The sequence below is a fragment of the Flavobacterium aureirubrum genome (assembly GCF_038739835.1).
Classification (GTDB): Bacteria; Bacteroidota; Bacteroidia; order Flavobacteriales; family Flavobacteriaceae; genus Flavobacterium; species Flavobacterium aureirubrum.
This window is the reverse complement of sequence record NZ_JBCGDO010000008.1, coordinates 26,254-40,757: the sequence shown is the minus strand read 5'-3', so window position 1 is coordinate 40,757 and position 14,504 is coordinate 26,254. Positions and strand designations below refer to the sequence as shown.

At 33.4% G+C, this 14,504-nt stretch carries 12 protein-coding genes; 10 read left to right on the top strand and 2 right to left on the bottom strand.

All coding sequences use genetic code 11. The annotated features are described in order from the left end of the window. Positions 1–18 precede the first annotated feature (18 nt). Positions 19–1,701 (bottom strand): GEVED domain-containing protein, encoded by a 1,683-nt coding sequence (locus WFZ85_RS07820; RefSeq protein ID WP_342695727.1) that lies wholly within the window; start codon positions 1,699–1,701, stop codon positions 19–21. 142 nt (positions 1,702–1,843) lie between these two features. Next, entirely contained in the window at positions 1,844–4,636 is a 2,793-nt protein-coding gene (locus tag WFZ85_RS07815; RefSeq protein WP_342695726.1) for a T9SS sorting signal type C domain-containing protein, read from the bottom strand. A 622-nt stretch (positions 4,637–5,258) separates the two neighbouring features. Here WFZ85_RS07815 and aspS point away from each other — a divergent pair. From aspS to WFZ85_RS07765, 10 genes are all read left to right on the top strand, one after another. Beyond that, positions 5,259–7,007 (top strand): aspartate--tRNA ligase, encoded by a 1,749-nt coding sequence (gene aspS / locus WFZ85_RS07810; RefSeq protein ID WP_342695725.1) that lies wholly within the window; start codon positions 5,259–5,261, stop codon positions 7,005–7,007. 3 nt (positions 7,008–7,010) lie between these two features. Next, complete coding sequence (locus tag WFZ85_RS07805; RefSeq protein ID WP_342695724.1) at positions 7,011–8,708, top strand: SBBP repeat-containing protein; 1,698 nt, start codon at positions 7,011–7,013, stop codon at positions 8,706–8,708. A 245-nt stretch (positions 8,709–8,953) separates the two neighbouring features. Next, the gene (locus tag WFZ85_RS07800; RefSeq protein WP_293872363.1) at positions 8,954–9,154 is read left to right on the top strand and encodes a cold-shock protein; all 201 of its coding nucleotides are present in this window, start codon (positions 8,954–8,956) and stop codon (positions 9,152–9,154) included. 201 nt (positions 9,155–9,355) lie between these two features. Next, positions 9,356–9,721 carry an NADH-quinone oxidoreductase subunit A gene (locus WFZ85_RS07795; RefSeq protein ID WP_342695723.1) on the top strand — a complete coding sequence of 122 codons (366 nt, stop codon included), beginning with the start codon at positions 9,356–9,358 and terminating at the stop codon, positions 9,719–9,721. A gap of 11 nt (positions 9,722–9,732) precedes the next feature. Continuing rightward, complete coding sequence (locus WFZ85_RS07790) at positions 9,733–10,278, top strand: NADH-quinone oxidoreductase subunit B (protein WP_342695722.1); 546 nt, start codon at positions 9,733–9,735, stop codon at positions 10,276–10,278. A 1-nt stretch (position 10,279) separates the two neighbouring features. Beyond that, positions 10,280–10,801 (top strand): NADH-quinone oxidoreductase subunit C, encoded by a 522-nt coding sequence (locus WFZ85_RS07785; RefSeq protein ID WP_342695721.1) that lies wholly within the window; start codon positions 10,280–10,282, stop codon positions 10,799–10,801. Positions 10,802–10,824: 23 nt separating this feature from the next. Next, positions 10,825–12,060, top strand: a complete 1,236-nt coding sequence (gene nuoD, locus WFZ85_RS07780) for an NADH dehydrogenase (quinone) subunit D (protein ID WP_342695720.1) — start codon at positions 10,825–10,827, stop codon at positions 12,058–12,060. A 107-nt stretch (positions 12,061–12,167) separates the two neighbouring features. Further along, positions 12,168–12,698, top strand: coding sequence for a complex I 24 kDa subunit family protein (locus WFZ85_RS07775; RefSeq protein ID WP_342695719.1), 531 nt, complete (start codon positions 12,168–12,170; stop codon positions 12,696–12,698). A 4-nt stretch (positions 12,699–12,702) separates the two neighbouring features. Then, positions 12,703–13,836, top strand: coding sequence for an AAA family ATPase (locus tag WFZ85_RS07770; protein ID WP_342695718.1), 1,134 nt, complete (start codon positions 12,703–12,705; stop codon positions 13,834–13,836). After that, positions 13,829–14,503 (top strand): hypothetical protein, encoded by a 675-nt coding sequence (locus WFZ85_RS07765; protein WP_342695717.1) that lies wholly within the window; start codon positions 13,829–13,831, stop codon positions 14,501–14,503. The genes WFZ85_RS07770 and WFZ85_RS07765 overlap by 8 nt, the downstream gene beginning before the upstream one ends. Position 14,504: the final 1 nt, after the last annotated feature.

Below are 14,504 nucleotides of genomic sequence, written 5' to 3'. Positions count from 1 at the left end.
AGATTTAGAATTGTATTTTTAATAAACTATTTTCTTGGTAATCTGTTGTCCATTAGATAATACTATTTTAGCAATAAGTAATTGATTTTTTTGATTTAACCCAGAAATTTTAAACTCATTTTCATTAGCAATAGAATTACTAAAAATTAGTCTTCCACATAAATCAAATAAATCTATCTTTTGGATACCTTCTTGTTTTGCTAAGAAATGTATATCAGAATTAGAAACTGAAATGATAACTGTATCATTAATAGATGAAAATTCATCATTATTTAAATTATTTATTATTACCACTGTATAATCTTCTGCTTCCCCATTAGCAATTGATTCACAAGGTAATGGATACGTGGACGCTTCTGATTGTTTTGTTCTCACCCTCATTATTGTTGAGCCCAGCAACGCTTGAGCTGGTACGGTAATATTTGCTATAACTCCAGAATTAATATTATTTCCACCTGTTACAGAACCTAAAATATATGATTCGCTAACTTCGAACTGCCTATTTTGATTCCAATCAATCCAAGCCATTGTATAATTTGTCCCCCCATCAGGGCTAACATTTACAGATAATGGAACTGTGCTTTCTCTTTCTAATTCAGTTTGAATTGCTGTGAAATTGGAATACGCTGGTGAGCCCGAAGACGAATTATTAATTCCCGCTATGGTTACATTATTTATGCCAATTCCATTTTCATTTGCTACTAAAGGGTTACAATAGCAACCTTCTCCTCCAACAAATACAGGAAAATCGAAAATCGTTGAAGAAACGATATCACATGTTGTAGCTCTACGATAATAGGTAGCTACGCTTTGAGAAGTAGTATAAAAAGCATCTGTAGCATTTAGAATATTCGTCCATGGCCCATTATCGTTTGGTGATGATTGCCATTGATATGACAACCCTGATGCTACAGAACCATTTTGAACAGAAAGTGTGAATGAATCCCCCGAACAGTAAGGACCAGCTGAAACTATTGTTTGCCCACCAGCAGGAGTTGCATCACATGGATTTGTTACTGTAAATTGCATGTTAGGTCTTCTTCTGGCAAATAATTCTGGTAACAAGTTTTGGTTGGGTAAGCTGCATCCCACAGGTGAGGTATTATTGGTGTAATTTGCGACAGATACTAGTTCACCAGCTGGAAAATTCTTACTTTGAACAGAAAAGCTAGTGCCAAAATTGGTATTGCTTCTACAGATTTCAACAACAATATTTCGAAATCCATCCCATGCAAACGGTGTGTTTAAATTAAAGGTATACCAGCCCAATTGTGTAATATTTTCGACAGTTGACTCGTAATACACAGGCAAATCATCAACAAGAGTTGGACCCGTTTCAAAGGAACTAGTCATTCCTATTTTAATTTTTATATTTTCTGGCTTCAAACTTGATGGCAACCCTAATTCAGTGATGTTTATTGCCAATTTAATCACATTTCCTGATATGCTAAATCCAGCATCATATAATTCTTCAGCAAAATAAATATATTGAGATCTACTATTTCTGTTAATTGTTGCAAAAGGAGAAACTCCCAAAGTATTATACGACTCTACGCCATTACCTAAGGTAAATGTTTCTTGGGCTTTTATGTCATTAAAGAAAAATATAAAAAGCAACATCATGCATTTAAATGCAATCCCTTTTTTTATAAGTACATTCAATAAAGATATTCTATTCTTAATAAAGTAGTTTTTTTTCATATAGGTAAAATTTATTGTATAGAGATAATATGCGTTATGGCTCGCCATTCCGCAAGCTCGTATCTCCTTTTTATTTATTAGTTTGCGTCCTCAAACATTTTGTTAATGGCGATTTCATAAAAAATTTTAGAATGATAATTAATTAAAATATGATTTTTTTTGTAACTGTAACTCCATTATCGTTTTCAACTTGAACTAGTAATAATTGGTTGTTTTTTGCGATGTCTGAAATTAGTATTTCTGAAGTATCTACATTAGTTTTATTGTAAAGTAATCTTCCAGTACTATCAAAAATCGTAACAGAATGTATTTGACTAGCAAGCGATTTAACAATAATATCAGAATAATTAGCATAACATAAAACACTATTCTCTGTTTTTATATTTGGATTTAAACTTAGTGCTTCGTTATTAAATCTAAGTTCAAATCGGTTGTCAAAAGTTCCCTGTATGCTTGTAAAGGTATACATCCCAGATTTAATATCATGAAAAGTTGATGTAGCATTGTCTAATAAATAAACGGATTGGTTTTCAAAGATACTATCATACTGGTATAAGTTTAAAGTGAATTCACCACTTAAGGTAGTATAAAATCCTAATGGGATACTATCGCTTGGGTTGAATGGCAAAGATTTACCTTGTATGACTAGCTTATCATCACCAATTTTTGTGTAAATTTTTACATCCCCAGACGGTATCATTTTAGTGTCATAACCCCAATCTAGACCATCTGTTGCTCCTTCAACATAACCAACCATTGTTTGATTGAATTTCCCATTTTGATGAATTATTTCAACCCACAATCGGTTTTTTTCAACCTCGTCAGAATTGGTTGCATTATTTCTATAAAATTGTGAATTAGTATATCCTACTATGTTTTTTCGCATATCGTTGTTAAATACAACATTGCCAGACGATGTGCCTCCTTTAACCATAAAACTTTGACCTGCACCTATAAATTGGCCTGGAGGAGTATTATTTCCAGAACTAACCGAAGGAAGACCCACAGATCCCGTAAAATTGTATGTTGCATAGTCATCAGAAGTATAACTTGATATGTGCGGAAAAAGAGGGTTTAAAGCGGCAATCGGAAGCGTGTTGTGTGTCCAATAAAAAATAGCTCCGTCTAGCAAAGTACTGTTGGCTAATAAAAATTTATTAGCATCTACAGCGGAAGGATAAGGATTTCCTAATAAATTCCAATTAGCAGAACCACCTTGCGACGGCACAGAAATAAGACCATTGTTTGGCACACCCAAAAAAGAACCTTGAAAAACAGTTCCAGTTCCTGTTGAAGGATACCCATCAGGGGCGCGTATGATATATCCTTTACCAGCAATCATAGGACTATTTGCTATACCATTGGCCCAAGCTTGGGTTAGATGATTCCAATGATAAATCCTATTTGTTGGTGTTCCTGGTGAGAATTGAAATGGCGTAACTCCTGCAACAGGAGAGGACCAATAGGTATAATCTAACATGCGAACTGGCTGCGAATCTCTTTTGTAAAGTATTTTACCTACGTTAACAGCAGCATCATTTTCCTGAATTAAGCTAGCATTATTTTCAAAAATCACGGTGGCAGCATCGTCCACAACTAATTTCTCTTTTAATAAAATAAAATCTCCGCTTCGAACAGTGAACGTACCGGAAACTATTTTTAAGTTACAAGCCTCCATCAATGCACTTCCATTGACTGTAGTATCAAAATTTCCTTGAATTCTAACTGGTAAAGCTGGCAACGGGTTACTTCCAAAACTCCAAGAAGTTCCATTCCAGGTATTCACTCCTGTAACTTTCACGCCCCAAGACGATCTTGTTCCCGCAACGGTGTTATGATTACAGCCAACATCTCTTTTATACCACATATCTACACCAGCTCTCTCTACTGGAATAGTAGCAGCTGTTTGTCCTGGCAGTGGTACATAATTATCATCATCTGCATAAGAATAGTACCATTGATAATTCAATCCCGTTGCTTTTTCATCATTAACAACACTTAAAGTAACTGCTTCATCTTTACAAAAATTCTCAGTACCTAATATTGCTTCACCAGCAGCCGGAGCACCGCCACATTGGAAAGTAAAACGAATGTTTGGTCTGAATTTTCTGTATTGAGTATTTAAAGCTGGAGAAGTATTGTTAGGTCCTCCCGATATCTGCATACTGCAACCCGCGATGGAACCTGCTCCGTTGTTGTTGTTGTTGCTATAAAGGCTTCTTGTTAAAGTCCAAGCATCACTCCCTGAAGGCTGAGAATGAAATCTACCTGTGAATTCGTATCTTCCGGTGCTAAACGAAGTAGATGGTGGTGAATTTCTTGGATCTGCTTTACAAATTTCAACCACTATACTATCGACGCCATTCCAAAGAAATGGAGTATTTAATGGAATTTCTACCCAACCCGCTTGACTGATGGTTAAAGTAGGCAGGGTTTTTACCACAGTAAGTGGTTCTGGCGTTGGTGAACCCGCCCAAGTACAAAAACCCGGTGGTGGCATGGTTATACCCCATACTGGAATCGCTGGAATAACTGAAACATCTCCATTATAGGTCGCTTTGGTGTGCCCCATACTGATTGTAATATTTTGCATTTGATAGGTATGCAAAGTTGCAGATCCAGTTAATGCGGAAACGTGAAACGCCAAAGAAGAAATTCTCGTATAGCCAGAGCTGTATGCACCCTGATTATTTAACTCATCAGCTTCATATAAAAACTGCACACGACTATCCTTTCTATTCGGCAAGAAAGGAGCAGGCCACATGTTCACTGAAGAAGAACCTATATTTACTGGAGTTGCACCATTTGCTTCCAAAACAAACTGACCGTTTTGGCTGTGTAGATTTCCAGAGCAAAAAGCCATGAAAATCAAAATGAACATTGCTTTGTAAAGAAAGCAAAAATTCTTTTTATTAAATGTATTTGTCTTTTTCATAATCTGTAGCATGAATAAATATTAATAAATATATGAAAAATAATTTTAAAACTTTTAATAAATTAAATGTATTGAATATCAATTAAATAAAACCCATTTCAATTGTAACACTTTATTTGACAAAAGTAATCATTTTATTATATAGAAAAAAAATTATCGACAAAATGTTAAAAAAAGCAGCTATTGCGCAAAGTAGTAACCGTTAAACGTTATTATGTGCACATGATGGGCATAAATAAAGCAATCTTGTTCTTAGTTTTGTATTCCATTTAACTCAATTTGCTCCTATTTAGAAAAACTTATTAACAAAAAAATAAAAAATAAATAACGTTAATTTATTTTTATGAACGCTATGTTTTAAAAATCGAAAAAAATCAGCTGTCTTCTACTGTTTTATAATTCAATACTTAATTCACTTACTGTGGTAATGGTTTCAATAAAAAAATCAATTTATTTTAAATCGAACTCTCGTTAATTCGATAAGGGAGTTTTTAATTTTTGACCAACTATCATAGTTTTTTTGAAAAAGGGAACCCATTTAATACCACCAATTCATATTAGTTTTTTTACTTTTGCACACAAATTGAATGTTTCTTTAATTTTTTAAACTAATTTATTGTAAATGTATAGAAGTCATAATTGCGGCGAGCTTAACGCCTCACACATCAATCAAGAAGTTACTCTTGCGGGTTGGGTTCAAAAATCAAGAGATAAAGGATTTATGAATTGGGTTGATTTGCGTGACCGTTATGGAATTACGCAATTGTTATTTGACGAAAGTCGTTCAAAAAAATCGGTTTTTGAGCTAGCAAAAACCCTTGGAAGAGAATACGTAGTTCAAGTAAAGGGAACCGTGATTGAGCGTGAAGCCAAAAATAAAAACATGGCAACAGGTGACATTGAAATTTTGGTTACAGAAATGACCCTACTTAATGCCGCAATAACGCCTCCATTTACTATTGAAGACGAAACCGATGGTGGTGAAGACATTAGAATGAAATACCGATACCTTGATATTCGTAGAAATCCGGTTAAGAATAGTTTATTGTTCCGTCATAAAGTAGCACAAGCCGTTAGAAATTACCTTTCTGATTTGGATTTTTGTGAAGTTGAAACCCCTTATTTAATTAAATCAACTCCAGAAGGCGCAAGAGATTTCGTTGTGCCCAGCCGCATGAATGCAGGACAGTTTTATGCCTTGCCACAATCGCCACAAACATTCAAGCAACTATTGATGGTGGGCGGTATGGACAAATATTTTCAAATCGTAAAATGTTTTCGTGATGAAGATTTACGTGCCGATAGACAGCCCGAGTTTACACAAATCGATTGCGAAATGGCATTTGTGGAACAAGAAGATATTCTAAATGTTTTTGAAGGACTAACACGCCATTTACTTAAAGAAATAAAAGGTATAGAAGTAGAAAAATTCCCAAGAATTACCTATGATTATGCCATGAAAACTTATGGAAACGACAAACCAGATATTCGTTTTGAAATGAAATTTGGCGAGTTGAATGAAGTAGCGAAGCACAAAGATTTTCCAGTTTTCAATACTGCCGAATTAGTTGTTGGAATTGCAGCTCCAAATTGTGCAACCTATACTCGTAAAGAAATTGATGCTTTAATTGATTGGGTAAAACGACCACAAATTGGCGCATCAGGAATGGTTTATGTAAAATGTGAAGCCGATGGAACATTCAAATCATCAGTAGATAAATTCTACGATCAAGAAGATTTGAAGAAATGGGCAGAAATTACTGGTGCAAAAGCTGGCGATATGATTTTTGTACTTTCTGGTCCGGCTGATAAAACTCGGGCGCAACTTTCTGCATTGAGAATGGAATTAGCAACAAGATTAGGATTGAGAAATCCAGCAGAATTTGCTCCATTATGGGTGGTTGATTTTCCATTATTAGAATTGGACGAAGAAAGCGGAAGATGGCACGCCATGCACCATCCGTTTACCTCTCCCAAACCAGAAGACATGGAATTATTGGCAACAAATCCAGGAAAAGTTCGCGCTAATGCTTATGATATGGTATTAAACGGAAACGAAATTGGCGGTGGTTCTATCAGAATTCACGATAAGGCTACACAACAATTAATGTTCAAATATTTAGGATTTACTGAAGAAGAAGCTAGAAATCAATTCGGATTCTTGATGGATGCTTTCCAATTTGGCGCACCACCACACGGAGGTTTAGCATTTGGATTGGATAGATTGGTTGCAATTCTTGGCGGACAAGAAACTATTAGAGATTTTATTGCTTTTCCTAAAAACAATTCAGGTAGAGATGTTATGATTGATGCTCCGTCGGTGATTGACGAGTCGCAATTGAACGAATTACATATTAAATTGAAATTATAACAAATGAAAGAAATTACCCACAACTATTTGTTTTTCGTTCTACTATTTTCACCAATTGTACTATTTTCTCAAGTTGTTGAATGGTCGAGCGTAATGGGAGGTCAAAGAGAGGAAGTAGGAAATTCTATTTGTTTAGACCCAAATGGAAATGTGATTACAACGGGTAGTTTTCAGGATATTTGTTATGGTAGCAATTTTGCGCTTTTTAGCCAAGGCTCAAATGATATTTATGTACAAAAATTATCATCCATTGGTGCTGTTCTGTGGACAAAACAATACGGCAGTATAAATTCAGATAACGGTCACTCGGTTATCACAGATAGTTTAGGCAACATTTATGTCGCTGGAACGTTTGTGGGAACAGTTTTATTTGAACAAGGCTCGTTAAGCTCTGGTGTTACTACCGGAAATTATTTTGTTTTAAAACTAGATCCAAACGGAACTATCATTTGGAGAAAAGCAGTTCCTGCCTCCAACTCGCAACGACCAAAACTAGCTATTGACAGCGCAGATAATTTATTTCTTACCGGTGCTTTTACCGATACAAGAACATTTGGCAATGTAAGTCTAAGTGCTGCAAATGGTAGAGGTTTTGTAACAAAATTAAATATAACTGATGGAAACATAGTTTGGACAACCCAATTTGGATCAGGTACGTCGTTAAATGGAACGCCTGTACCAGTAAATGTGACAACATCGAATATTACAACCGATGCACTTGGCAACACCTATTTAACTGGATGTTTCGCAGGTCATGGCCGTTTTGGAAGCCAAACCGTCCTAATTCCAAATTCTGATAATAATTCATATATCATGAAGTTAAACAGTGCAGGCGTCATTTTATGGACTAAATTTTATACTGGAAGAACGCAGGGAACGTCAATTGTCGCAGATGCAAGCAACAACATTTATGTAGCAGGGAATTATTTTGGATCTGCTTTAATAAATGGTACTACCTACGTCGCGCCACTAAATTTATACTCCATTTTTTTTCAAAAAATGGATAGCGACGGCAATATAATTTGGTTTAAAAACTACGATATCCGTGAACCAAATCAACATGAAGCGCTACCACAGCTAACAATTGATAACCTCGCGAATTTGTTTTTTAGTTGCAGATTTGGAACCTTTAGCGCTACTGATGCGATAACTTTTGAAAACCAGGTACTTCGCGATTTAGTCAGTACTCAACCAAATATTTTAAAACCACAATTGTTGGCTAGCTTCGACAGCAACGGAAACAATTTATGGGTAAACCAATATGAAGCGCTGGCAGATAACTTTCTTTTTGGTGTTTATCCAGATAAAACTACAAATATTGCAGTAAGTCAAAATGGCTTATATTTTACAAGCGGTAGTTCTACTTTTAACAATGTTCAATATTCAGGTCAAAGTGGAACCAATATTTTTACCGCAAAATTAACATTGCCCTACAATTTGAATACACCATTATTTGAAAATAATGACGCAACAGTTAATTTATTTCCAAATCCTACAACGGGAACAATCAATCTTAAATTCAACACGACCTATACCTTAGTTCAAGTTGCTGTTTATAATACTTTTGGTCAATTAATTAATAACATTAAATTTAGCAACACAGACTATGCTTCGTTGGATTTACCTATTGTGGCAGGCACTTTTTTCATTGAAATAGCACTTGATGGCAAAAAATCAGTAAAAAAAGTAGTTAAACTTTAAAGTTTACTTTTGTCTGGATAAAAATTTGCTTTGTCACTTTTAATTTTGTTCACTAAAACTGTAAAAGCAAAAACCTATATTAGTACAAATTAGGACTGTTTTCACGATTTTATTTAAATTGTAGGAAGTAATTCTTAATCAATATTTTAACTTTAAAATAAAAATTGCTTTTTTTTCAATTAAAATGCTTGTTTTGTCACAATTAAAATTATCTTTGATTATTATTAATTTTTTTTTATTACAAAATGCGCACAGGAACAGTAAAATTTTTCAACGAGTCTAAAGGTTATGGTTTCATTACAGATGATGAAACTGGAAAAGACATTTTCGTACATGCAACCGGAGTTAAAACTGAAAATTTAGCAGAAGGAGACAAAGTATCTTACGAAGAAGAAGAGGGAAGAAAAGGTAAAGTAGCAGCTCAAGTAGTGGCTATCGAAGACTAATATATATTATTTTTTGACTACCTAAATTAATTAACGTCTCGAGTACATCGAGACGTTTTTTTTACATCTAGCAAATTATTTAAAATCATTTTAAATAGTGATTTTTTAAGAACATAATAACAAACGTTTATCGTTTGATTTTTGCGAATTAAATATTGCGCTGTATATTTGTAACTATTTTGAAAAACATATAATTTTATCATGCAATCAAACCAATTAGATTACATTCCAATATTAATGCAGACACTATTAGCAGTAGGTTTCGTGGTGGGAATGATCGTAATATCAAGTTTTTTAGGCCCTAAAAGAAGTTCGCAGAATAAAGATAAAAATTTTGAATGTGGAATTGAATCAGTGGGAAATGCAAGAATTCCGTTTTCGGTTAAATACTTCTTAGTTGCCATCCTTTTTGTACTGTTTGATGTCGAGGTTATATTTTTATATCCTTGGGCTGTCAATTTCAAAGATTTAGGCTACGATGGATTGATAAAAATGGTAATTTTTATGTCTTTGTTGTTAATAGGTTTCTTTTATATTATCAAGAAGAAAGCACTAGAATGGGAATAAAAACAATTGCTATGAGTGAAACAAAAACAAATATGGTTGCTCCACCAGAAGGAGTAGTAGGTGAAGGGTTTTTTGCAACAAAATTAAATGATGTTGTAGGTTTAGCGCGCGCTAATTCACTTTGGCCATTACCCTTTGCAACTTCTTGTTGCGGTATTGAATTTATGGCTACAATGGCGTCGCATTATGATTTGGCTCGTTTTGGTTCAGAAAGAGTAAGCTTTTCTCCGCGCCAAGCAGACATGTTAATGGTCATGGGTACAATTTCTAAAAAAATGGCGCCAATTCTTCGTCAAGTATATGAGCAAATGTCAGAACCAAGATGGGTTATTGCTGTTGGTGCGTGTGCAAGTTCAGGTGGTGTTTTTGACACCTATTCTGTACTCCAAGGAATTGACAAAGTTATACCTGTTGATGTTTATGTACCAGGTTGTCCTCCAAGACCAGAACAAATAGTAGATGGAGTAATGCAATTGCAAGAACTCGTTAGAAATGAGTCTGTACGTAGGAGAAATTCACCAGAGTACAAAGAATTATTAGCTTCTTATAACCTGTAATATGGCAATTGATACCGTTATTATTCAAAATAAAGTAACCGATGTGTTTGGATCATCTGTTTCTAATTTTAGAACACAGCGAGACATTTTTTGTTTTGATGTAGATTCGCAAAAAGCCCATGATTTGGTTAAATTCCTGAAAGATGATGCTGATTTAAATTTTCATTTTCTGACGGATTTAGCAGGAATCCACTATCCTGATAATGAACAATCCAAACAATACGCTGTAACCTATCAATTACACAATTGGATAGAAAACACCCGTGTGCGAGTTAAAACATACCTCGACGGCGAAAATCCTGAAATTAAATCAATAATTGATTTATTTTTGTGCTCTAACTGGATGGAAAGAGAAGCATGGGATTTTTATGGGATTAAGTTTACTGGTCATCCGCAATTAAAACGAATTCTCAACATGGATGAAATGGTTTCACACCCAATGCGCAAAGAATTCCCAATGGAAGACACTGGAAGAACAGATAAAGACGATCGTTTCTTTGGACGAACACCAATTAGTAACTAATTTAAAGTAATTCAATATTATAAATGTCAGATTTATTATTACCACCTGAACATCGTTACTCTAAGATAATAGAACAATCTCGAAATGAAGATGGTAGCGAGTTTTCTATACTAAATCTTGGTCCAACACACCCAGCAACGCACGGTATTTTTCAAAATATTCTTCTAATGGACGGCGAGCGCATTTTGGATGCTGAGCCAACAATTGGATACATTCATCGCGCTTTTGAAAAAATTGCCGAAAACCGTCCGTTTTACCAAATCAATGTTTTGACCGATAGAATGAATTATTGTTCGTCGCCTATAAATAACATGGCTTGGTGGATGACTGTTGAAAAATTACTGCATATTGAAGTACCTAAAAGAGCGCAATATCTACGTGTAATTGTAATGGAGTTAGCGCGAATCACGGACCATCTTATTTGTAACTCGATTCTTGGTGTTGATACTGGTGCTTATACTGGCTTCTTATATGTATTCCAATTCAGGGAAAAGATTTATGAAATATATGAAGAAATTTGTGGCGCACGACTTACAACAAATATGGGCAGAATTGGAGGCTTTGAAAGAGATTGGTCGCCAGAAGCATTTAGAAAACTAGAAGTATTCCTAGAAGAATTTCCTATATGTTGGAAAGAATTTGAAAATTTATTTGAAAGAAATAGAATATTTATTGATAGAACCGCAAATGTTGGACCAATTTCAGCCGAAAAAGCGATGCAATATGGGTTTACTGGGCCAAATTTGAGAGCAGCAGGAATTGATTACGATGTTAGAAAAGCATCACCCTATTCTTCCTACGAAGATTTTGAATTCGATATACCAGTGGGTAAATCAGGTGATACTTATGACCGATTTTGCGTCAGAAACGCCGAAGTTTGGGAGAGTTTAAAAATCATTCGTCAAGCGTTAGATAAATTACCTGAAGGTCCATATCATGCCGATGTTCCCGATTATTATTTACCTCCAAAAGAGGACGTTTACACGAACATGGAAAGCTTAATTTACCATTTTAAAATTGTAATGGGTGAGGTGCCTGTTCCGGTTGATGAAATATATCATGCTGTTGAAGGTGGAAATGGCGAACTAGGCTTCTATTTAATTACGGACGGAAGCAGAACACCGTATCGTTTAAAAATGAGAAGACCATGTTATATTTATTACCAAGCCTATACTGAGATGATTAAAGGCGGAATGTTATCAGATGCCATAGTTATATTATCAAGTTTAAACGTAATTGCAGGCGAATTAGACGCATAAATCAATTAAAAAAACGAGGATTAAAAAGTAAAAATTTAATTCCCAAAAATAAATCTTTGTGAACTTTGTGCATTCTTAGTGCGCTTAGTGGTTAAAAGAAATTAGAAATGGAAAGAACACACATAAAACAAGAAATTAATATAACTCCACAGTTAATGGAGCGAATTAATGAATTGATTAGTCACTACCCAGAAGGAAAACAAAAATCGGCTTTACTTCCTATATTACATGAAGTTCAGGATGCTCACAACGATTGGTTAAGCATCGAACTTCAAAATAAAGTTGCCGAAATTTTACAAATCCAACCTATTGAAGTATACGAAGTGGTTACTTTCTATACCATGTACAATCAACGTCCAATAGGCAAGTATATGTTCGAATTTTGCCAAACTTCCCCATGTTGTCAAAACGGTGTAGAAGATTTAATTGATTATACTTGTTCTAAGCTAGGAGTAAAAGTTGGCGAACCAACAGCTGATGGACAATTTGAAGTTCGTGGCGTTGAATGTCTTGGTGCTTGTGGTTATGCGCCAATGATGCAATTGGGCGATTTCTACCAAGAGCATTTAACAAAAGAAAAAATCGATCAGTTAGTATCTGATTGTAAAGACGGAAAAATCACTTTACACGATAAATAAGAAAATGGAAAACAATCATTTGACATACTTCAAAATCGAAAACTTCAAGAAATTTGATTCTCTTGAGGTAAATGATATTGGACAATTCAATTTGATTGTTGGAGATAATAATGTTGGGAAAACTTGTTTATTGGAAGCTTTGTTGTTCGACGATAATTTTATTAGATGGATAAGAAATTATCATCATACATTATATTTAAGAGGAATTAATTTTGGTCCAAAAAACATTAATTTAAAAGATATAGAATTTCCTAAACAAAGTTATTTTAGTTATTTAACAAATAATGATTCGAAAAAAATTAATATTGAGACCTTAACAAAAAAAGATAAACAAAATTTATCAATTGAATATGTGTCATTCAATGATTTACAAAAATCTGACTTTTCTAAAAGAAAAGATAATTATGAATTTGAAAATTTAGAACATTGGATAAAATTTTACAAAAATTCTGAATTTGAAGAGTTACAATTTATGTATTTAGATAATTTAGAAAGAATAGATGAATACTGGCCATATATTCAATTTAATGTCTCTTATAGTAACGATGTTGAAGATTTCTTAAGAATATTAGAAAGAAAAAGGCTAGATGATGATCAAAAAGTTAATGAGTTATCTTACAATCATAAAAAAGAATTAATTAGTATTTTAAACAACATATTTGATATCGAAATTGTTGATTTTTTAACAAAATATCATGGTGATAATGGTATGATAAGTATAGCAACTAAAACAAATGTAAATTATGTACCTATAACTCAATTTGGAGATGGTTTCAACAAAATTTTTAGATATCTAGTTGAAATAATGTATGTTAGAGAAAACAAAGACAATAGAATAATGATAGATGAGATTGATACAGGAATTCATTATACTAAACATAAAGATTTTTGGGTTAATATTTTAAAAGTATGTAAAGAATTTGATGTTCAATTATTTGCTACCACACATTCTAAAGAGTTTGCTCAAGCATACGTTGACGCTGCAAAAGATTTAAACTTGGACATTCAAAATGAATTGAGATTAATTGAATTATATCATTCAAAGCAGAAAGTTTTTTCAGGAACAATCAAAGATGTTGAGAATATAGACTATTCAGTTAAAAATTTACCTTTTAGAGGAGAGAATATTTATGATTGATATAGTTATTTTTGTTGAGGATAAAAATGATGTTGTTTTTGTACGTGATTTTATTTTAAAAAATTATTGCAATTCAGACATAGCTTGTTCTAAATATGTAACTGAAAAAGAATATGAAATTATAGTTGGAGCAATAAAAGTTTTAATTGCTGACACCAATAAAGGTAATACTGAAGAAGAAAAAACAGGAGGTTGGGCAAAAATTAAAGGTCAAATTAATTCTAATTTCTTTATCAAACAAATTAATGAAAATGAAAATATAAAGTTTATTACATTGTTTGATGCAGACGAAGATAAAACAGATAATATTACAAAAAAAGAAACCGATATTAATAATTGGTTGAGTGATAAAAAGTATAAAATTGATAGATTTTATTTACCATTTAATAATAGCGAAAGTCATAATTTAGAACAGTTATTAGAATTATCATTCAACAAAAGTATATTGGAATGTTGGAATGCTTTTATGAGTTGCATGGTTAAAGATGGGAACAATGAAGCAGAAGAACCAAAAAGTAAAAAAGGAAAAATTATTATTTACAAAGATATTTATTCAAGTTTAAAAAATAATAAGAATGAATATTTATCAGAAATGTGGAATTTAGATGTTCAAACTAATGAAAATCTAAAACCTTTAAAACAATTTTTAGACCAGTATTTAAACTAAT